22 protein-coding genes and 1 other RNA gene are annotated in these 20,425 nt (G+C 65.3%); 19 read left to right on the forward strand and 4 right to left on the reverse strand.

The genetic code is table 11. The features are described from left to right. Positions 1-116 precede the first annotated feature (116 nt). On the forward strand, positions 117-1,103 hold the full coding sequence (locus IG122_RS09300; protein WP_319024851.1) for a calcium/sodium antiporter: 987 nt from the start codon (positions 117-119) through the stop codon (positions 1,101-1,103). A 15-nt stretch (positions 1,104-1,118) separates the two neighbouring features. Here the strand turns inward: IG122_RS09300 and IG122_RS09305 are convergent, their stop codons facing one another. After that, positions 1,119-1,481: a dihydroneopterin aldolase gene (locus tag IG122_RS09305; protein ID WP_193182799.1), complete on the reverse strand. Its 363-nt coding sequence runs from the start codon at positions 1,479-1,481 to the stop codon at positions 1,119-1,121. Positions 1,482-1,489: 8 nt separating this feature from the next. Beyond that, entirely contained in the window at positions 1,490-2,296 is an 807-nt protein-coding gene (locus IG122_RS09310; RefSeq protein ID WP_193182802.1) for an SDR family oxidoreductase, read from the reverse strand. Positions 2,297-2,707: 411 nt separating this feature from the next. Between IG122_RS09310 and uvrC the strand changes: the two genes are divergently transcribed. The 10 genes from uvrC to IG122_RS09360 all read left to right on the forward strand — a co-directional run bounded on the left by uvrC (position 2,708) and on the right by IG122_RS09360 (position 10,842). Then, positions 2,708-4,705 (forward strand): excinuclease ABC subunit UvrC, encoded by a 1,998-nt coding sequence (uvrC, locus tag IG122_RS09315; RefSeq protein ID WP_193182804.1) that lies wholly within the window; start codon positions 2,708-2,710, stop codon positions 4,703-4,705. Between the two features lie 75 nt (positions 4,706-4,780). Beyond that, a complete protein-coding gene (gene pgsA / locus IG122_RS09320) occupies positions 4,781-5,395 on the forward strand; it encodes a CDP-diacylglycerol--glycerol-3-phosphate 3-phosphatidyltransferase (protein WP_193182806.1) in 615 nt (204 codons plus the stop codon). 38 nt (positions 5,396-5,433) lie between these two features. Continuing rightward, a complete protein-coding gene (gene mobB / locus IG122_RS09325; RefSeq protein WP_193182808.1) occupies positions 5,434-5,940 on the forward strand; it encodes a molybdopterin-guanine dinucleotide biosynthesis protein B in 507 nt (168 codons plus the stop codon). A gap of 3 nt (positions 5,941-5,943) precedes the next feature. Further along, complete coding sequence (locus IG122_RS09330) at positions 5,944-7,215, forward strand: molybdopterin molybdotransferase MoeA (RefSeq protein ID WP_193182810.1); 1,272 nt, start codon at positions 5,944-5,946, stop codon at positions 7,213-7,215. After that, positions 7,212-7,463, forward strand: coding sequence for a molybdopterin converting factor subunit 1 (moaD, locus tag IG122_RS09335; RefSeq protein WP_193182812.1), 252 nt, complete (start codon positions 7,212-7,214; stop codon positions 7,461-7,463). The genes IG122_RS09330 and moaD overlap by 4 nt, the downstream gene beginning before the upstream one ends. Before the next feature lie 4 nt (positions 7,464-7,467). Further along, positions 7,468-7,914, forward strand: a complete 447-nt coding sequence (locus tag IG122_RS09340; protein WP_193182814.1) for a molybdenum cofactor biosynthesis protein MoaE — start codon at positions 7,468-7,470, stop codon at positions 7,912-7,914. A gap of 316 nt (positions 7,915-8,230) precedes the next feature. Next, positions 8,231-8,596 (forward strand): hypothetical protein, encoded by a 366-nt coding sequence (locus IG122_RS09345; RefSeq protein WP_193182816.1) that lies wholly within the window; start codon positions 8,231-8,233, stop codon positions 8,594-8,596. Between the two features lie 81 nt (positions 8,597-8,677). After that, entirely contained in the window at positions 8,678-9,034 is a 357-nt protein-coding gene (locus tag IG122_RS09350) for a CidA/LrgA family protein (RefSeq protein ID WP_193182818.1), read from the forward strand. After that, a complete protein-coding gene (locus IG122_RS09355; RefSeq protein ID WP_193182820.1) occupies positions 9,034-9,753 on the forward strand; it encodes an LrgB family protein in 720 nt (239 codons plus the stop codon). The genes IG122_RS09350 and IG122_RS09355 overlap by 1 nt, the downstream gene beginning before the upstream one ends. An 87-nt stretch (positions 9,754-9,840) precedes the next feature. Then, a complete protein-coding gene (locus tag IG122_RS09360) occupies positions 9,841-10,842 on the forward strand; it encodes a DMT family transporter (RefSeq protein ID WP_193182822.1) in 1,002 nt (333 codons plus the stop codon). A gap of 6 nt (positions 10,843-10,848) precedes the next feature. On the opposite strand, the gene IG122_RS09365 is transcribed toward IG122_RS09360, so the two are convergent. Beyond that, positions 10,849-11,445, reverse strand: a complete 597-nt coding sequence (locus IG122_RS09365) for a GNAT family N-acetyltransferase (protein WP_193182824.1) — start codon at positions 11,443-11,445, stop codon at positions 10,849-10,851. Next, positions 11,442-11,876: a ketosteroid isomerase-related protein gene (locus tag IG122_RS09370; protein WP_193182827.1), complete on the reverse strand. Its 435-nt coding sequence runs from the start codon at positions 11,874-11,876 to the stop codon at positions 11,442-11,444. Before IG122_RS09370 ends, IG122_RS09365 begins: the two co-directional genes overlap by 4 nt. Before the next feature lie 196 nt (positions 11,877-12,072). Here IG122_RS09370 and rnpB point away from each other — a divergent pair. The 8 genes from rnpB (at position 12,073) to mraY (ending at position 20,423) form a co-directional block, all read left to right on the forward strand. Continuing rightward, positions 12,073-12,463: RNase P RNA component class A (gene rnpB, locus IG122_RS09375), an RNA gene on the forward strand. A 419-nt stretch (positions 12,464-12,882) separates the two neighbouring features. Then, positions 12,883-13,344 (forward strand): division/cell wall cluster transcriptional repressor MraZ, encoded by a 462-nt coding sequence (mraZ, locus tag IG122_RS09380; protein ID WP_193182828.1) that lies wholly within the window; start codon positions 12,883-12,885, stop codon positions 13,342-13,344. Continuing rightward, entirely contained in the window at positions 13,341-14,309 is a 969-nt protein-coding gene (gene rsmH, locus IG122_RS09385) for a 16S rRNA (cytosine(1402)-N(4))-methyltransferase RsmH (RefSeq protein ID WP_193182830.1), read from the forward strand. Before mraZ ends, rsmH begins: the two co-directional genes overlap by 4 nt. Continuing rightward, complete coding sequence (gene ftsL / locus IG122_RS09390; RefSeq protein WP_193182832.1) at positions 14,309-14,680, forward strand: cell division protein FtsL; 372 nt, start codon at positions 14,309-14,311, stop codon at positions 14,678-14,680. Before rsmH ends, ftsL begins: the two co-directional genes overlap by 1 nt. Further along, positions 14,677-16,413: a peptidoglycan D,D-transpeptidase FtsI family protein gene (locus IG122_RS09395; protein WP_193182834.1), complete on the forward strand. Its 1,737-nt coding sequence runs from the start codon at positions 14,677-14,679 to the stop codon at positions 16,411-16,413. Before ftsL ends, IG122_RS09395 begins: the two co-directional genes overlap by 4 nt. Then, entirely contained in the window at positions 16,400-17,893 is a 1,494-nt protein-coding gene (locus IG122_RS09400; RefSeq protein ID WP_226893466.1) for a UDP-N-acetylmuramoyl-L-alanyl-D-glutamate--2,6-diaminopimelate ligase, read from the forward strand. The genes IG122_RS09395 and IG122_RS09400 overlap by 14 nt, the downstream gene beginning before the upstream one ends. Next, positions 17,890-19,326 (forward strand): UDP-N-acetylmuramoyl-tripeptide--D-alanyl-D-alanine ligase, encoded by a 1,437-nt coding sequence (locus tag IG122_RS09405; RefSeq protein WP_193182839.1) that lies wholly within the window; start codon positions 17,890-17,892, stop codon positions 19,324-19,326. Before IG122_RS09400 ends, IG122_RS09405 begins: the two co-directional genes overlap by 4 nt. Before the next feature lie 8 nt (positions 19,327-19,334). Continuing rightward, positions 19,335-20,423, forward strand: coding sequence for a phospho-N-acetylmuramoyl-pentapeptide-transferase (gene mraY / locus IG122_RS09410; protein WP_193182840.1), 1,089 nt, complete (start codon positions 19,335-19,337; stop codon positions 20,421-20,423). Positions 20,424-20,425: the final 2 nt, after the last annotated feature.

Here is a 20,425-nt window from a genome sequence, read left to right on the forward strand (position 1 = left end):
TCCTGAAATACCGGGAGCGACCGGAGCCGTCCCGAACCGAAGCGCTGGAAGGCATACCCCGTGACCGCAGAAGGTTGTCATCTCTCCCGAGATTGTATGCAAGCGGGAGCCGCTGCGTGATCCTTCCCCTCGCCCTTGCCATCGGCGGCCTTATCGTCCTGCTGGTCGCGGCCGAAATCATGATCCGGGGCGCCGTCGGCGGCGCCCGCATCCTGAAGATCTCGCCGCATGTCATCGGCCTCACCGTCATCGCCTTCGGCACCTCGGCGCCGGAACTCTTCGTCAGCCTGAAGGCGGCGCTGCACGGCCATGACGGCATCGCGATCGGCAATGTGGTCGGCAGCAACATCGCCAACATCCTGCTGATGATCGGCACCGTCGGAGTGATCTATCCCTTCGCCTGCGGCGACCCGGCGCTGCGCCGCGACGGCTTCATGCTGCTGTTCTCCACCGTGGTCTTCGTCCTGCTCTGCCATGCGGGCATGATCGAGCGCTGGCACGGCTGGGTGATGCTGACCGTGCTCGCCGGCTATCTCTTCTACTGCTACCGCGAGGACCGCAGGTGCAGTCAGGCGGGCGACGAGAGCGTCCACGCGAAGGAAGTGGAGGAATTCGACAGCCTGCCGGATTCCATGCCCAAGGCGGCGCTCTACACGATCCTCGGTCTCGCCGGCGTGATCTTCGGCGCGCGGATGCTGGTCGACGGGGCGGTCGACGTGGCCCGCCTGCTCGGCGTCTCCGAGACGGTGATCGGCATCACCATGGTCGCGCTCGGCACCTCGATGCCGGAACTCGCCACCACCATCGTCGCCGCCGTGCGCCGGCACAACGACGTCGCCCTCGGCAACATCATCGGCAGCAACATCTTCAACACGCTGGGCATTCTCGGCGCCGTCGCGGTCGTGAAGCCGATCGGCATTCCGGAGGAAATCATGGACAGCGACCTTTGGGTGATGGTCGGCGTGACCGTGATCTTCGTCGCAGCCGCGCTCAGCCTCCGGACCCTCGGCCGGCCGATCGCGATCGCGTTCTTCCTCGCCTACGGCCTCTTCGTGATCGGCCAGTTCACGACCTTTCCGGTGACGGCACTCGCGGGCGGCTGACTTCCCCGGCGCTCCCTAGCGCTCGTACAGCAGGCTGAAGCCGACCGCCTCGCAATCCTCGTAGACGTCGGGCTTGCGCGTCGTCGCCCGGACCCAGCGCACCGCCGAGCGTTCGGCGATGATCTGGATGATGGCGTGGCAGAAGGTCTCCTGCAGATTGAAGCGGCGGGTCTTCACCAGCTCCAGGATCTCGGTGCGGACGAAATCGTAATCCAGCACCCGCTCGATGTCGTCGCCGGCGCCGGTCGGATCGACATCGACCTCCATCTCGACGCTGACCAGCACCCGCTGCGGCTGGCCGCGCTCGAAATCATGGATGCCGATATCGACATTGACGGCGAAATTCTCCAGCAGGATCCGGGCACTGGTGATCGGCATCTCTGTCGCTAGTCCTTCCCGCCCATGAAGGCGATGTCGCGTGGCAGCGCCTGCAGTGCCTGGCCCCCGTCTAGGGTGATGGTCTGCCCGGTAAAGGCCGGCGCCGCAAGGATGAAACGGAGCGCTGCGAGAATCTGATCCGGCGAGCAGCCGCGCCCGAGCATCAGCGCCTTCTGGGATTGCACGAACTCCTCCTCCGTCTGCGGTCCGCTCGGCAGGGCGACGCCTGGCGCGATACCGGCGACACGGATAACCGGCGCCAGTTCCATCGCCAGCATCCGCGTGAACCCTTCAAGGCCGAACTTGGTCAGCGAATAGGAGAGATAGTCCGGATTGGGCGCGAAGACCTTGTTGTCGAGCAGATTGACGATGCAGCAGTCGAGTCCGGGCGCGAGGCCCCCGGCCGCCTGCGCGTGGACCTGGCGGGCGAAGGCCTGGGAGAGCAGCACCGGCGCGCGAAGATTGACCGCGTGGTGCCGGTCCATCGCCTCGGCGGTGAGACTGTCCAGGCGGTCGCCCTCGAACAGCGAGGCATTGTTCACCAGCAGACCGATAGGCGGTACGCTGCCCGCGAGCGCCGGGATCAGTGCGCTCACCGCCGCCGCGTCGGCGAGATCGCATTGCACCGTCGAGGCCGCTCCGCCCGAGGCGAGAATCTCCGCCTGCAGTTCTTCTGCGGCATCGGCCGAGCCGTTGAAGTGAATAACGACATGCCAGCCGTCCGCGGCGAGACCTCGTGCAAGTGCCGCCCCGATACGGCGCGCACCGCCTGTCACGAGTGCTGTCCGCAGGTCTCCGGCAGATCTGGAAATCATCTGGGAATCAACTTCACATGGAGCTGGTTATTTACCGGGGCGAGCCTAACCCCGTATGACAGCAACGAAAAGCGGTAGCGTAAATTTCCCTGCATTTTTTACACATTCGCCGTTAATCATGAACTAAGTCATGGAAGGGTCACGATCCCGTCACAAATTGTGATATGAATCAGCACCTTAGGATATTTATTGTTTATTTTCATTATCTTAGCGCTCATGCCCAAATTTTGGGCAAAGCGTCCGGAATGAGGGAACGCGGGCCCTCGAACACGCCGCTCAAGAGTTATGCACAGCCTTTTCCACACGGAACGGGGATAGAGTCGGACAGACATTGCCCGCCTTGTTGGACGTTCCAGAAACGTTCTGCGTGAAGCCATTTCCGTAACCCTGCCGATCCGCTAGAAAGATCACATGTCGTCAGTCAAGCCAGCTCCCGCAGACTCTCATTCCGACGCCGCGGGCGCGAAAACGGCAGCCGCGCCCAAAGCCCCGGCGCCGAAACCGGATATCGAGCGCGGCGTGAAGGTGATCCAGGCGCAGGTGAAGCTGCTGCCGAACGCGCCTGGCGTTTACCGCATGCTCGACCATGCCGACGAGGTGCTCTATGTCGGCAAGGCGCGCAACCTGAAGAAGCGGGTCTCGAACTACACCTTCCCGGCGAAGCTGCCGCACCGCATCTTCCGTATGGTCAGCGAGACCCAGCGCATGGAGTTCGTGCGCACCCATACCGAGGTCGAGGCGCTTCTGCTCGAGAGCAATCTCATCAAGAAGCTGCGCCCGCGCTTCAACGTGCTGCTGCGCGACGACAAGTCCTTCCCCTACATCCTGCTGACCGGCGACCATGAATGGCCGCAGCTGGTGAAGCATCGTGGCGCCCGCAGCCGCAAGGGCGACTATTTCGGCCCCTTCGCCTCGGCCGGCGCGGTGAACCGGACGATCACCGCGCTGCAGCGCGCCTTCCTGATCCGCAACTGCTCCGACGCGATCTTCGCCAGCCGGACCAGACCGTGCCTGCAGTACCAGATCAAGCGCTGCGCCGCGCCCTGTGTCGGCTATGTCAGCGAGGAGGAGTACGGCGAGCTGATCGTCCAGGCGAAGGCCTTTCTCACCGGCTCCAGCCGCAAGGTCTCCCAGCAGCTCGCCGAGCGCATGCAGGAGGCAAGCGACGCGCTCGATTTCGAGAGCGCCGCGCGCTATCGCGACCGGATCCGGGCGCTTGCCCATATCCAGTCGCATCAGGACATCAATGTGGAAGGTGTCGAGGACGCGGACGTGCTCGCGCTGCATGGCGAGGGCGGGACCGCCTGCATCCAGGTATTCTTCTTCCGCGGCGGCAGCAACTACGGCAACCGCGCCTATTTTCCGAGCCACGACAAGAGCCTCGAGGCAGGCGAGATCCTCGCTGCCTTCGTCGGCCAGTTCTACGACAACAAGCCACCACCGAAGCTGGTGCTGGTCAGCCACGACATGCCGGAACAGGAACTGATCGCCGAAGCGCTCAGCACCCGGGCCGACCGCAAGGTGGAGGTGCTGCGCCCGCAGCGCGGCTCGAAACGCAAGCTGATGGAGCATGCGATCGCCAATGCGCGAGAGGCGCACGGGCGCCGGCTGGCGGAAAGCTCCTCGCAGCGCCGGCTGCTCGAAGGCGTCGCGGAGGCGCTCGATCTCGACCAGCCGCCGGAGCGGATCGAGGTCTACGACAACAGCCACATCCAGGGCACCAACGCGATCGGCGCAATGATCGTCGCCGGGCCCGACGGCCTGATGAAAAACGCCTACCGCAAGTTCAACATCCGCAATGTGGTGCCCGCGGATGCGCCGATGCCCGCGCCTGGGGAACTTGAAGAGGGTGAGGACGCGCCGGTCCAGGCTGGCGACGATTACGCGATGATGCGCCAGGTCCTGACGCGCCGCTTCAGCCGGGCGCTGAAGGAGGACCCGGACCGGACCTCAGGCAACTGGCCGGATCTGGTTCTGATCGACGGCGGCCAGGGCCAGGACAGCGTCGCACGCGAGGTCTTCAGCGAACTCGGGATCGAGGACGTCGCGATCGTCTCCATCGCCAAGGGTCCGGACCGCGATGCCGGCCGGGAGCGCTTCTTCACCGGCAAACGCTCGCCCTTCTCGCTGCCGATCAACGATCCGGTGCTCTATTTCCTGCAGCGTCTGCGGGACGAAGCGCACCGCTTCGCGATCGAGACCCACCGGGCGAAGCGCGCCAAGGCGATCGGCCAATCGAAAGTCGACGAGATTCCCGGCATCGGCGCCAAGCGCAAAAAGGCGCTGCTGCACCATTTCGGCTCCGCCCGCGAGGTTTCCCGCGCCGGCCTGCAGGACCTTGAAGCCGTGGACGGGATCAGCAAAACCGTCGCAAAACGAATATATGAATTCTTCCACGACGAGGGCTGATTGGTGTAGCTTCGGCCCTCAAGAAGAGAGCGGCCGCGCGGTCGCCGAAGCCAATCTTCAGACCGAAGCAGAGATATGACCGGCCTCCCAAATCTGCTGACCCTGTCGCGAATCCTGGTGATCCCGTTCATCGTGGCACTCATCTGGATCAACGAACCGACCTACCGCTGGATCGCCCTGGCGCTCTACGCGTTCGCGGGGATCACGGACTATCTGGACGGCTATCTCGCACGCTCGATGAACCAGCAGTCCGATTTCGGCCGCCTGCTCGATCCGATCGCGGACAAGCTCCTCGTCGGCGCCTGTCTGCTGATCCTCAGCGCGTTGGATCATATTTCCGGCTACAGCCTGCTGCCGGCCCTGATCATCCTGCTGCGGGAAATCCTGGTATCCGGCCTGCGGGAGTTCCTCGCCGAAATCCAGGTCCGGATGCCCGTCAGCCGCCTCGCGAAATGGAAGACCGCCATCCAGATCGGCTCGCTCGGCTTCCTGATCGTCGGCGAAGCCGGTCCCGCCTGGCTGCCGACCGTGCTGATCGGTGAAGGGCTGCTCTGGGTGGCCGCGATCCTGACGCTCGTCACCGGCTACGATTACCTGCGCTCCGGCCTGCTGCATGTCACCCCGGAAGCCGCGGCCGAACGCGCCCGCCGGAAGACCGCGAAGGGAAAAGGTGCCCCCGCGGATGCGTGACTTGAGTCCGCGGCACCCTCACCTCTAGACTTCGCCCCATGAAAATTTTCGGTCTCGTCGGATGGAGCGGCAGCGGCAAAACCACCCTGCTCGTCAAATTGCTCCCTGAGCTCGTCGCCCGCGGCATCCGGGTGTCGACCATGAAGCACGCCCACCACACCTTCGACGTCGACAAGCCGGGTAAAGATTCCTACGAGCATCGGGAGGCCGGTGCGACGGAAGTGCTGATCACCTCCGCCAACCGCTGGGCGCTGATGCACGAAAACCGGGGGGAGCCGGAGCCGACGATCGAGGACCTCCTGCCGCATCTGAGCTCGGTGGACCTGCTCATCATCGAGGGCTTCAAGGAACATGCGCACGAGAAGCTGGAAATTTTCCGGCGCGAGACCGGAAAATCCCTACTGCAGCCGGGCGATCCGATGATCCGGGCAGTGGCGTCGGACGGTCCGGTCGAGGAAGCGACCGTTCCCGTGCTCGATTTGAACGATGTTCCGGCGCTGGCGGACTATATTCTCGACATTACTGGTCTTTCGAAAGCCGCGTGAGCCATGTCGCAACTGACAGATGACTGCTTCGCCTTCGGCGGCAAGCTGATTCCCGTCGCCGACGCGCTCGCCCGCTTTCGCGAGATCCTGACCCCGGTGGTCGATCCGGAGGAGGTGGTGCTCGGCGCCGCGCTCGGTCGCATCCTGGTCGAGGACGTCGTCGCCAGCCGGTCGGTGCCGCCGCACGACAATTCCGCCGTGGACGGCTATGCGGTCTTTTTCGACGATCTCTCGCCCGACGCGGAGACCGTTCTGCCGGTGGCAGCGACAGTCGCTGCCGGTCATCCGCACACAGCGCCCCAACAGCACGGAACCGCCATCCGGATCTATACCGGCGCGCCGATGCCCGCAGGCGAAAACGGCGCCGGCCCGGACACGGTGCTGATGCAGGAGGATTGCCGGAGCGACGGCGATCACGTCGTCATCCCGCCCGGTATCAAACGCGGCGCCAACCGTCGCTTCGCAGGGGAAGACATCTCGGAAGGCAACCGCATCCTCGAAGCCGGGGTCCGGCTCAGGCCGCAGGATATCGGGCTGGCCGCGGCGACCGGGCTGACAAGCCTGCCGGTTTACAAGCCGCTGCGCGTGGCGATCTTCTCGACCGGCGACGAAATCCGCGAACCCGGCACCGAAGCTCCCTCGGGCACGGTCTACGATTCGAACCGGCACACCCTGGCGGCCCTGCTACGCGGAATCGGCGCGGAGGTGGTCGACATGGGGATCCTTCCAGACCGGCTTGAAGATATCCGCGGCGGGCTGGCCGGGGCCGCGAGCGAAGCGGACATGATCCTCACCTCGGGCGGGGTCTCGAGCGGCGGCGAGGACCATGTGAAAGCCGCCGTCGAAGCCCTCGGTTCGCTGCATTTCTGGCGGCTCGCGATCAAGCCGGGCCGCCCCGTGGCACTGGGCCAGATCGGCCGCACGCCATTCGTCGGGCTTCCCGGCAATCCGGTCGCCGTGATGGTCACCTTCCTGCGCGTCGCCCGCCCGCTGATCGAACTCTTGTCCGGCGCCCGACCGAGTGCCCCCGAACTCTTCCCGGTCCGTGCCGCCTTCGACTACAAGAAGAAGCTCGACCGGCGGGAATATGTTCGCGTCACACTGCGCCGGAACGGCGACGGCGTGCTGGAAGCGGAAAAGTTCGAGCGTGACGGCGCCGGAGTGCTTAGCTCTATGGTAGCCGCCGACGGGCTGGTGGAGCTGCCCGAGAGCTGCACCCGGATCGAAGCCGGCGATATTGTTGATTACCTGCCCTTCAGCGAGGTTGGCCTGTGAAGATTCTCTATTTCGCCTGGATGCGCGGCAAGACCGGTATCGGAGAGGAAGACGTCACTCCGCCTGCCGAGGTGACCGACGTCGCCGGCCTCGTCGCATGGCTGAAGACACGCGGGCCGGGATTCGAGGATGCCTTTCAGAACATGGAAGTCGTCCGCGCCGCCGTGAACCAGGAATTCGTCGAACTCGACGCGCCGGTGAAAGCCGGAGACGAGGTCGCCTTCTTCCCGCCGGTCACCGGAGGCTGAGGCGATGATCCGGGTCCAGAAGGAGGATTTCGATCTGGGCGAGGAGCTTCGCGCACTCGGCGCCGGCAATCACAATATCGGCGGCATCACCAGCTTCGTCGGTCTCGTCCGTGACATGGCGGGCGGCGAGCATGTCGGCGCGATGACGCTCGAGCACTATCCCGGCATGACCGAGAAGATGCTGGAGAAGATCGAGGCCGAGGCGAACGAGCGCTGGCCGCTCGAGGCCAGCCTGATCATCCACCGTTATGGACGGATGGAACCAGGCGAGCAGATCGTGCTGGTCGCCTGCGCCTCCCCGCACCGCGAGGCCGCGTTCGAGGCCTGCCATTTCCTGATCGACTGGCTGAAGACCAGGGCGCCCTTCTGGAAGCTGGAGGAGAAGGACAGCGGCGCCGCCTGGGTGGACGCCAAAGCGAGCGATGACGACGCCGCGGCGAAGTGGGATTGACGGCCCGAACTCGCCGCACTTCGGCACAAACGATGTCGTTTTCGAAGCAATTTTCATCGCTGCCGAACAAGGTTGTGCAGTCCAAGCTATACGTATGAAATAGCAAGTTAAATTTCCATTTTTCCCATGCCCTGACTGCATGCGGCCTATGCAAAAAACGCAATTGCTGCAACGCGCCCTCTCGACGATACGGGACGCGGCAATTGAACGGGCCGTCGGGCCGCCTGCGTTACCCCGCAGACGGCCTTTGCTCTTCCCGGAGCAGCTCACGCCCGTCGCCGGACGAGAACCGACGATGTGGCAGGGAGACCGGGCGATGGGCATTCGCTTGGAAGAGCGCGATTTGCTTGACGTGGCCGTCGAACACGGCCTCGAGGATTACCCGTTCTGGGCAGGTGCCGAGCGCCGCATCACCGACGCGGATATCGATCGTGCGCTCGCCGAAGAGCGCTTCATTGCTCCCGACGACAATCGCGACCCGAACACGCCGATGAGCGCGGAAGAGCATGCAGCCCGCGTCGCCTGGCTGGTCCGGCACGGCGACTTCCGCCGCATGAGCCTGGTCTTCCGCAACGGGCGTCTCTGCGACGGCAACCACCGTTTCGCGGCCTGCCTCTATGCCGGGATCGAGCGCATCCGCTGCGTCTTCATGGAAAGCGACGCACTCGCCGCCGCCGCCTGATCCCTCGCCGCCTCACTCCGTGTTGTGAGTGCCGCCGGGACAGCGCTAGACTCCGTCCAGTTCCAGTCGTCGGAGTTCCCCATGATCGGTGCCATTACCCTTCTGCTCGGATGTCAGCTTCTGGGTGAGCTCTTCATCGCGGCCACCGGCCTGCCATTGCCCGGCCCGGTCGTCGGCATGGTCATCCTCTTCACCGGGCTGATGATCCGCGGCGGCATTCCGGAAACCGTGGCGAAGGTCTCCGATACCCTGCTCCGCAATCTCTCTCTGCTTTTCGTCCCCGCCGGCGTCGGGGTCATGCTCCACCTCTCCCTGATCGAACGCGAGTGGGTTGGCGTCACGGCCGCCCTGATCGGCAGCAGTGCGATCACCATTCTGTTTACCGCCCTCGTCATGATCGCCCTCAAGAAACTCTCGCGGGTCGGGGGAGAGGAGTGATGGACGGAAATTTCAGCGATATCTGGGTCTACCTCTCGGCGAGCCCGCTGCTGCACCTGTTTCTGACCCTGCTGGCCTATCTCGGCGGTCAGAAACTCTACGAACGGCTCGGCATGCACCCGCTGGTCAATCCGGTGCTGCTCGCGGTGATCGTGCTCGTCGTCATCCTCACCGTCACCCGGACGCCCTATCTCGTCTATTTCGAGGGCGCTCAGTTCGTGCATTTCCTGCTCGGCCCGGCGACGGTGGCCCTGGCTCTGCCGCTCTACCGGCAGGTCGCGCGGGTCCGCAAATCGCTGGTGTCGATTCTGTTCAGCGTGATCTTCGGCTCGGTGCTCGCCACCGGAAGCGCCCTCGCCATCGCCTGGGCCTTCGGCGTTTCCGAGGCCACGCTCATCTCGATCGCGCCGAAATCGGTGACCACGCCGGTCGCCATGGGTATCAGCGAGAAGCTTGGCGGCCTGCCCTCGCTGACCGCCGTCTTCGTCATCCTGACCGGCATCATCGGCGCGATGATCGGCCCGCTCGTGCTCAATATCTTCCGCATCAAGGACTGGTCGGCGCGCGGCTTCGCCATCGGCGTCGCGGCGCATGGGATCGGGACCGCGCGGGCGATGCAGGTCAGCGAGGTCGCCGGTGCCTTCTCCGGCCTCGCCATGGGGCTGAACGCACTGGCGACCGCGATCCTGCTGCCGCTGCTCTGGCGGCTGTTTTTCTAAACTGTCTCCCAGGCGCCCATACGCGGGCCTTTGAACGGCGCTTGGGGACAAGACACAGGCGATCGAAAGGCATAGTCTCCGTCCGCCATGACCGATACGACCGCTTCCCCACTCGACCGCCCGAGCTTCGGCATCGCCTTCATCCTCGTCGGGATGCTGGCGATCTCGATCAACGACATGCTGATCAAGCAGCTCTCCGGCGGATACCCGCTGCACCAGATGGTTTTCACACGCTCGGCGATCGGGATCGCCTTCAGCCTGGTGATCGTGCAGTTCGAGGGCGGATGGCAGATTCTGAAGACAAACCGGCCGGGCCTCCACGCGTTGCGCGGGCTGCTGGTCGTGATCGCCAATATGTCCTATTTCGCCGCGCTTGCCGTCCTGCCGCTGGCCGACGCGACCGCCCTCTTCTTCGCCGCACCGCTCTTCATCACCCTGCTGTCGATCCCGGTGCTCAGGGAAAAGGTCGGTCCGTTCCGCCTCGGCGCCGTTCTCGTCGGCTTCATCGGCGTGGTGATCATGCAGCGCCCCTGGGCCAGTCCCGAGGATCTCGGCGTCAGCCGCCTGGTCCTCGTGCTTCCTGTGATTTCAGCGATCACCTATGCCGGGATGCAGATCATGACCCGCAAGCTGGGCATGAGCAGCAAGCCGTCGGCGCTGGCCGTCTATATCCAGACCATGTTTCTCCTGGTGGCGGGTCTCTTCTGGGTTTTCGCCGGGGACGGGCGCTTTGCGGCGGGAACCGACAACGAAAGCCTGGTCTTCCTGCTGCGCGCCTGGGTCTGGCCGGAAGGCGTGGATTTCTGGCTCTTCATCGGCCTCGGATTCAATTCGGCCGCCGTTGCCTATTGCCTCTCGGCCGCCTACCGCTCTGCCGATGCCGCGATCATTGCCCCGTTCGAATATACCGGCCTTTTGCTCGCCGTGTTCTGGGGCTGGACGATCTGGGGCGATATTCCAGGGCTCGAGGTCCAGGCCGGGATCGTGCTGATCATGGGATCCGGCCTCTTCGTCTTCCTGCGCGAGCGTCAGCGCAACCGCCCGCTCGCAAGCGATCCGCCGCGCGGCACCGGGGCAACGCGGCGCTAGCCGGACTCAGAGGCCTCGGACCCAGAACTGCATCGGTTTCGCGGTTTCCTCCGCTTGGTCGATGTCCCGCCAGGAGAAATCGGTGATCAATCCCGCGACCTTGCGGTAGCCGAGATGGGTCCAGACCGGATCGAGCGGCGGGATCGCCGGGTCGCGGAGCGGATGATTCGCCGGACGCACGACTCCGCAGAAGGTCTCCCAGCGGAAGCCGCCGAGATCGATCGCATGCTGGCGCCGGCGTTCGAGGAAGCTGCGGTAGAGCCCCTGTCCGCGATAGTCGGGAAGCATTACCGTCTCCGCGCCGTAGAACACCTGCTCCGGCGGGAAATCCGAACCGCGGAACGGCGCGATCAGTTCGTCGTGCTCGGACAGAAGCGGCATGCCGGTCGAGACCCCGACGATCTTTTCCCCGTCGCGGGCGGCGATGACCACGGCACCTTCCGCCGCGGCGAGCTTGGATATGTAGCGGCGCTCCCACGTCTCGGTCCCGTCATAGAGATAGGGCCATTCGCGGAACACCCTGATCCGCAGCGCGGCGACCTGCTCGACGGCCCCCTCGAATTCGGCGGAGCCCGGCGTCAGTGTCAGAAAGTCGATGCTCATGCGCCCTCGCCCGTGACCTGCGCGATCCAGTCCTGAAGATTGTAATAGGTCGTCACACGGGAGATTAGTCCACCGGAGATCTCGAAGAAGGTCCCGGCCGGAAGACAATAGGTCTGGCCGCTGGCGGCCGGCAGCCCTTCATCGTCGGCGAGATAGGTGCCGTTCACCGTAAACTCGGCCGCGACCCGGCTTCCATCTGCCGCTGGCATGACGACGATATCCGTCAGCTCTTCCCGGTAGCAGCGGGCCATATGGGCGCAGAACTCGGCGAACAGGTCCTTGCCGGTGCGCCGTCCGCCCTGGTTCACGTCATGCGCCACATCCTCGGTGAGGCAGGCGAGCATGCCGCCCGCGTCGCCGGCATTGAAGGCCGCGTAATAGCGCTCCACCAGAGCTTTGGCGTTCTCGGAGGATTGGGTTCCGGCTGACATGGTTTTACCTCGGACTATCGGGAACAAACGGCAATTGCGATCCGGCTTCCTTAATGAAGCCGGTGACCGCGCAAATCAATCGCGGCGATCCTAGTCCCGCATGCCGGCGCGATTTTCCTTCACCGCGACATTTATTTCGCCGCAGCGGCACCTCCGCTTGACCTCCGGCGCATCCGGACCCTATCTCTAGCGCGGATCAGGCGGTTGGATGGCCGCTGGCGGTTTCGACCGCTGGAGGAAAGTCCGGGCTCCACGGAGACACGGTGCCGGGTAACGCCCGGCGGGGGCGACCCTAGGGAAAGTGCCACAGAAAGCAAACCGCCCGCCCGCTTCGGCTGGCAGGCAAGGGTGAAAGGGTGCGGTAAGAGCGCACCGCGCGGACGGTAACGGACGCGGCACGGTAAACCCCACCGGGAGCAAGACCAAATAGGGATGGCCGGTCGCGCCGCGAGGTGGCGGCAGATGGGTTTTCGCATCGTCATCCGGGTAGGTCGCGCGAGGCGGTCGGTAACGATCGTCCCAGAGGAATGGCCATACAGGTGCTTTCGGGCACTGGACAGAACCCGGCTTACAGACCGCCTGATCCCGACTTCCCGCACCGATGCCTCCGATGGTGAGAGTTTTCTCACCTATCGCAAATGCACATAGAACAGAACAAACCAGGAACAATTTATTAATACTGGAAGCGACCGACTTTCTCTTTGCTGCTCATTTCCGGCAGAACCGCAACCGTTCAGCGAGTTCTGTTCGTTAATCTTAAATCCTTCAAAAATCACAGTAAAAACGCCACGAATACCGCAGTTTCCCGCCATATTCCCATTGCGCTCCAGTTTTTCCCATGATATCCCAGTATATCCCATAAGGGACCGTGCCGATCCCATGCCATCTCCACGGCAGCGGCGCGCCGGCCCCGGACGGATGGACACAAGGCCGGACCGCAACGGTTCCGGCTTCTGGGTGGAACGGACTTCCGGACGCGGAAGACCGGATTGAAACGGGGGACGTCGTGGCAGTTTTTCTGTCCACATTCGCGAACAAGGTTGACCGGAAGGGCCGCGTGTCCGTTCCGGCGTCCTTCCGCAGCGTCCTCGAACGGCAGGCTTCCTCCGGCCTGATTCTCTACCCGTCCTTCAAGCATCCCTGCATCGACGGCTGCGGCGACGAGCGCATCCAGGAAATGGTCGACTCCATCGACCGGCTCGACGCCTTCTCCGAAGAGGCCGAAGACCTGCAGACCATTCTCGCCGACGCGCGGCAGCTCACCATCGACGGCGATGGCCGGGTGATGATGCCGAAGGACCTGCTCGACTACGCGGGCATCTCCGACACGATCATGTTCGTCGGCCTCGGCAAGTCCTTCCAGCTCTGGGAACCGGACGCCTATGCGGCGCACCGGGACGAGAAGCGCAAGCGCGCACGCGACCGCGGCATCACCCTGCCGATGGCCGGGCGCGGGAGCGACAAATGAGCGGCGCGGTGCATATCCCCGTCCTCCGCGACGAGGTCGTCGACGCCCTGAAGATCGCCGGCGGCAAGATTTTCCTCGACGGGACCTTCGGCGCGGGCGGCTACACCACGGCCATCCTCGAGGCCGCGGACTGCCGCGTCGTCGCCATCGACCGCGACCCCGACGCCATCGCCCGCGGCAAGGCCCTGACCGACCGTTTCGGCGATCGGCTGACCCTGATCCAGGGCCGCTTCGGCGACATGGACATCCTGCTCGAGGAGGCAGGCATCGGCCATGTCGACGGCGTCGCGCTCGATATCGGCGTCTCCTCGCCGCAGATCGACGAGGCGGCGCGCGGCTTCTCCTTCCGCGAGGATGGCCCGCTCGACATGCGGATGGAAAAATCCGGACCGAGCGCCGCCGATGTCGTGAACACCGAAAGCGAACAGAACCTCGCCAACCTGATTTACCGGCTCGGCGAAGAGCGGCATTCGCGCCGCATCGCCAAAGCCATCGTCCTGGCACGGACCAGCGGCGCCATTCTCAGGACCTCCCAGCTTGCTGAGATCGTCCGGGGGGTGGTGCCGCGCGCCCGGGGCAAGGACACGATCGATCCCGCGACCCGGACCTTCCAGGCGCTGCGCATCCATGTGAACGACGAGCTCGGCGAGCTCGACCGCGGCCTCGCCGCCGCCGAGCGGATCCTGCGTCCGGGCGGCCGCCTCGCCGTGGTTTCCTTCCACAGCCTGGAAGACCGCCGGGTGAAGACCTTCATCCGCACCCGTGCCGGCAAGACCGCGCGGCCGTCCCGTCACGTGCCGGAAACCGGCGAGACCGGCCCCGCGCCGAGCTTCATCGAGATCACGCGCAAGCCGATCGGTCCGGGCGCGGAAGAGGAAAAGCGCAATCCGCGGGCCCGGTCCGCACGGCTGCGCGTCGCCGAGCGCACCGATGCGCCGGCCTGGGACGACAGGGAGGCCGCGTGATGGTGCGCCGCTCCACCGCCCTCTGGCTGATGCTCGCGACCTGCGCCGGGATCACGCTCTTCCTCGTCAAACACGAGGTGCAGGAGCGCGAGGACCGGCTGAACGCCCTGCACAGCGAAATTCTCGACAACCAGGAAGCGATCCAGGTGCTGAAGGCCGAATGGAGCTACCTGAACCGCCCCGAGCGGCTGGAGCGCCTGATCCGCGAATTCAGCGAAGAACGCCCGGCGGACCGCCTGCAGCGCGCCACACTCGACATGCTGCCGCAGCCGCTCAACAGCGACGGGGAGGCGCCGCTGACGGAAGCCGCCCATATCGGCGGCATCGTCCTGCCGATGGCGCGCCCGGTGACCGTGGGAGCACCCCAATGACCCATACCCGGATCGATATCAACGACATCCCGAAACCGGACAAGACAGTGCGGATCGAAGGTACCGGACGGCAGGCGCTGGAGCAGGGCCGCACCCGGCTGCTGATCGCCGGCTCAGTCTTCGCCCTCGCCTTCTCCGTGATCGCGGCGCGGGTGGTGGACGTTTCCGTCTTCGACCGCGGCGCGGAGCCGAACCTGGCGCAGGAAAGCAGCAATCTCGCGCACAAGACCGGCCGCGCCGACATTGTCGACCGCAACGGCATGCTGCTGGCGACCACGCTGTCGGTGCCCTCGCTCTATGCCGATCCGAAGAGCGTCATGGACCCGGTGGAAGCGGCCGACAAGCTGCTGACGGTGCTGCCGGAGCTGGACCGCGCCGAGCTGGTCGAGACCCTTTCTTCCGACAAGCGATTCATCTGGATCAAGCGCAACCTGACGCCGCGCCAGCAATATGCGGTGAACAAGCTCGGCGTGCCAGGGCTCTATTTCCAGAGTGAATCCAAACGAGTCTACCCGCAGGGCCGACTCACCGCCCATATCGTCGGCCGCGCCGGGTTCGACGATGTCGGGCTCTCCGGCATCGAGAAAAATTTCGACTCGCTGCTGCGCGACGGCACCGAACCGCTCGCCCTTTCGGTCGACCTCCGGGTGCAGCACATCCTGCGCGAGGAACTGCAGACCCAGATCGATGCCTTCGACGGCATCGGTGCGGCCGGCATCGTGCTCGACACCCGGACCTCCGAGATCGTCGCCATGGTCTCGCTGCCGGACTTCGATCCGAACCGCCGCGACCAGGTCTCAGACGACGCCCTCTTCAACCGCGCCACCCTCGGCGTCTACGAGATGGGCTCGACCTTCAAGATCTTTAACACCGCCATGGCGCTCGATTACGGCACCACGACGCTGGCCAACGGCTACGATGCCAGCAAGCCGATCCGGGTCGCCCGCTTCACCATCAATGACGATCACGCCAAGAACCGCTGGCTCTCGGTACCGGAAATCTTCATGTACTCGTCGAATATCGGCTCCGTGAAGATGGCGCTGGATGTCGGCGGCGAGCGCCAGAAGGCCTTCATGGAACGCCTCGGCTTCCTCGAGAACGCCTCGATCGAACTGCCCGAGCGCGGGCGCCCCCTGGCGCCCAATCCCTGGCGCCCGATCAACACCATGACGATCTCCTTCGGGCACGGCATCGCGGTCAGCCCCGTCCATCTCGCCAACGGCGTTGCCAGCATCGTCAACGGCGGCATCTTCCGCCCGGCCACACTGCTGCGCCACCAGAGCGGCGAACTGCTGATCGGCGAGCGGATCATCAAGGAACAGACCTCGCTCGCGATGCGGCGCCTGTTGCGTCTCGTGGTCGAGAAAGGCACCGGCCGGAATGCCAGCGCCGAGGGCTATCTCGTCGGCGGCAAGACCGGCACGGCGGAAAAGCCCGGCGGCCGGGGCGGATACCGCCAGAAGGCCCTGCTCTCCTCCTTCGTCGGCGTCTTCCCGGTAACCGATCCTCGCTATGTCGTGCTGGCGATGGTGGACGAGCCGAAAGGCAACAAGAGCTCGTTCGGATATGCCACCGGCGGCTGGGTCGCGGCGCCGGCGGTGAAGCGGATCATCGAGCGTGCCGCACCACTGCTGAATGTGGCGCCGGTCGACGAGGATGCGCCCGAAATCCGCCGCGCTCTCATGGTCAATATCCCCGAACCCAAAGGGAAAAAAGCACTTGCGTCTTTCTGAGCTGATAAACGGCGACCTGGTCCGCCGCGATCCCCGCACCGCCTCGCTGGCGGCGTCGGGCGCGCTTGAGCGCGATATCGCGGGCCTGACCGCCGACAGCCGGGACGTGAAACCGGGCTATCTCTTCGCTGCGCTCTCCGGCAGCCATCTCGACGGCCGCAAGTTCATCACCGATGCGGTGCGCCGCGGCGCGGTCGCCGTGCTGACGGAGAACGGCACCGATCCGGTCGAGACCGACATCGCACTGATCGCGGACGACAATCCGCGCCGCCGCCTCGCCCTGATGGCCGCCCGCTTCTACGGGCGTCAGCCGCAAACGGTGGCCGCCGTCACCGGCACCAGCGGCAAGACCTCCACGGTCGAATTCGTGCGCCGCATCTGGGCCGCGCTCGGCAAAAAGAGCGCCAGCCTCGGGACCCTCGGGATCACCACCGACGCAGGTTCGGAAGGGCCCGGCCTGACGACGCCGGATCCGGTCGCGCTCCATGCCGCGCTCACCGGCCTCGCGGACCGCGGGATCGATCATCTCGCCATGGAGGCCTCCAGCCACGGACTCGACCAGTTCCGGCTCGACGGCGTGAAAGTCGGGGTCGCCGCGTTCCTCAATCTCAGCCACGAGCATCTCGACTATCACCGCACCATGGCCGACTACTTGAAGGCCAAGGCCGGACTGTTCGAGCGCGTGCTGCAAACCGACGGCACCGCGATCCTCTCGGCGGACGCCCCGCAATCGGCGGAACTGGCCGAGATCGCGGCCGAGCGCGGCATCCGCGTGCTCACCTTCGGCCGGAAATGCGGTGCCGATTTCCGCATGACCGACTGGGAACCGACGGCCACAGGCCAGCGCTTCTCCGTCACCCTTGCCGGCCGCACCCATCTGGTCGAGCTGCCGTTGATCGGCGCCTTCCAGGCGATGAACATCCTCGCCGCGACCGCCATCACCGTCGCCTCCGGCGCGGATCTGGAACGGGTCATTGCCGTGCTCGCAACCCTCGAAGGCGTGCGCGGACGCATGGAACTGGCGGCGCAGCATCCGAACGGCGCCCCGATCTTCGTCGACTACGCCCACAAGGCCGAGGCGCTGGAGACCGTGTTGAAGGCGATCCGCCCGCATGTCGCCGGCGCGCTGCATGTCGTGTTCGGCTGCGGCGGCGATCGCGACCGGGGCAAGCGCCCGATCATGGGGCGGACCGCCATCGAGCTCGCCGACCATGTCTATGTGACGGACGACAATCCGCGCACCGAGGACCCGGCCGCGATCCGCGCCGAAATCATGGCCGCCTGCCCCGGCGCCGCCGAAATCGGCGACCGGGCGAAGGCGATCGAGACGGCGATCCGGGCGCTCGGCCCCGAGGATGCGCTGATCGTCGCCGGAAAAGGACACGAAACCTATCAGATCGTCGGGACCGAGATCCGGGACTTCGACGACAGAGACGCCGCGCGCGCTGTCGTTTCAGCGCTTCTGGGGGACGTCCGATGACCGAAATGCTCTGGACATCGGATGAGCTGGAACAGGCGACGCGCGGCACCCTGCACGGCCCCGCCTTCGAGATCGCGGATCTGGTCATCGACAGCCGCAAAGTGACGCCCGGCTGCCTGTTCGTCGCCCTCCCCGGCGAGCGGGTGGACGGTCACGACTATGTCGGATCCGCGCTCGAGGCCGGGGCCGCCGCCGCGCTGGTCAGCCGCATTCCGGCCGGGCTCGGTGCCGACGCGCCGCTGCTTGAGGTCAAGGACGTCCTCGGCGGCCTCCGCGACATCGCCGCCGCGGCGCGGAAACGTTGCAAGGCGACGGTACTCGCCGTCACCGGCAGCGTCGGCAAGACCGGCACGAAAGATTCGCTGGCGGCCGCCCTCGCCGCCTTCGGCAGCGTCCATTCGAGCGCCGGCAACCTGAACAACCATATCGGCGCCCCGCTCAGCCTGGCGCGGCTGCCGAAAGATACCGAATACGCGGTGTTCGAGCTCGGGATGAACCATCTCGGGGAGATTTCCGAACTCACACGACTGGTCCGCCCGCACCTGACGATCATCACCAATGTCGAGGAAACCCATATCGGGCATTTCCGCGATGTCGAGCAGATCGCCGAAGCCAAGTCCGAGATCTTCGAAGGCCTCGAGAAGGACCGGGGCCTGGCCGTCCTGAATCGCGACAACGCGCATTTCTACTTCTGCGCCGAGCGCGCGGAAGCGGTTGGCGCGAAGATCGTCAGTTTCGGGCGCAGCGAGGACGCGGATGTCCGTCTGATCGGTGCCGAATGCGGCCCGGACGGCTCGAACATCGTGGTGCGGGTCGAGGGCCGGCAGCTGGTCTACCGGATCGACGGCATCGGCCTGCACTGGGCCTTCAATTCCGTCGGCGTGCTCGCCTGCATGCACGCGCTCGGTCTCGACCTGCAGACGGCGGCGCGGGCGATCCGAGAAGTCTCCGCCAAGGCCGGCCGGGGGCGGCAGGAAGAGATCGCGCTCGGCGAGACCGGCCTGCTGTTGATCGACGAGAGCTACAATGCCAGCCCGGCCTCGGTCACCGCCGCGCTTGAAGTGCTGGCGATGACCAAACCGAAGGACTCCGGCCGACGCATCGCCGTGCTCGGCGACATGCTGGAACTCGGCGACCGTTCGGAATTCCTCCATCTCGACCTGCTGGCCAAGGTCTGCGGTGCCGCCGATCTGGTTTTCACCGTCGGCCCGATGATGGACCGCCTGGCCCGCAACCTTCCGCCGATCCTGCTCGGCGGAAGCGGGAACAGCGCCGCGGAAGTCGCCGACATGGTGACCGAGCAGCTCGAAGACGGCGACGTGGTGCTCGTGAAAGGCTCTCTCGGCATGGGGATGGCGCCGATCGTCGCCGCGATCCGCGCGCTTCCGGAAACCCGACTTTCAATGCCGCGAAACGCGGCCTACGGAGGCTAGGCCGCGTCATGCTGTACAATTTCCTCGCTCCGCTCGCCGACCAGGCCCAGATCTTCAACCTGTTCCGCTACCTCACCTTCCGGACCGGCGGCGCGATCATGACCGCGCTCCTCATCGGCTTCGTGCTCGGCCCGTGGCTGATCGACTGGCTGCGCTCCAAGCAGCGCGAGGGTCAACCGATCCGCGAGGACGGCCCGGAGAGCCACCTGCTGACCAAGAAGGGCACGCCGACCATGGGCGGGCTCCTCATCCTGATCGCGCTCTCGGTCTCGACCCTGCTCTGGGCCGATCTCAGCAACAGTTTCATCTGGGCCGTGCTGCTGGTCACCGGCGGTTTCGGTCTGCTCGGCTTCGCGGATGACTTCCTGAAACTGACCAAGCGCAACACCAAGGGCCTGCCGGGCAAGCTGAAGCTTGCCGGTCAGATCGCGATCTCCCTCGTCGCGGTGCTGATGGTGCAGGCCGCCATGCCGGCCAACCTCGCCAACGGCCTCGCGGTGCCGTTCTTCAAGGACGTGCTGATCAATCTCGGCTGGTTCTTCGCGCCCTTCGCGATCTTCGTCATGGTCGGCGCCTCGAACGCGGTCAACCTGACCGACGGGCTCGACGGGCTTGCCATCGTCCCAGTGATGATCGCCTGCCTCTGCTTCGCGCTGATCGCCTATCTGACCGGCAACACGGTGTTCGCCAACTACCTGCAGATCAATCACGTGCCCGGCACCGGCGAACTCGCGGTGTTCTGCGGCGCCCTGCTCGGCGCCGGTCTCGGCTTCCTCTGGTTCAATGCCCCGCCGGCCATGGTCTTCATGGGCGACACCGGCTCGCTCTCCCTCGGCGGCGCGCTCGGCACCATCTCCATCGTCACGAAGCACGAGCTGGTGCTCGCCATCATCGGCGGCCTTTTCGTGCTGGAGACGGTCTCCGTCATCGTCCAGGTCGCCTCCTTCAAGCTGACCGGCAAGCGCGTCTTCCGCATGGCGCCGCTGCACCATCACTTCGAGAAGAAGGGCTGGGCGGAGCCCACCATCGTCATCCGGTTCTGGATCATCGCCGTCATCCTGGCGCTGATCGGCCTGTCCACCCTGAAGCTGAGGTAGAG

It is taken from the genome of Nisaea sediminum, assembly GCF_014904705.1.
Lineage (GTDB): Bacteria > Pseudomonadota > Alphaproteobacteria > Thalassobaculales > Thalassobaculaceae > Nisaea > Nisaea sediminum.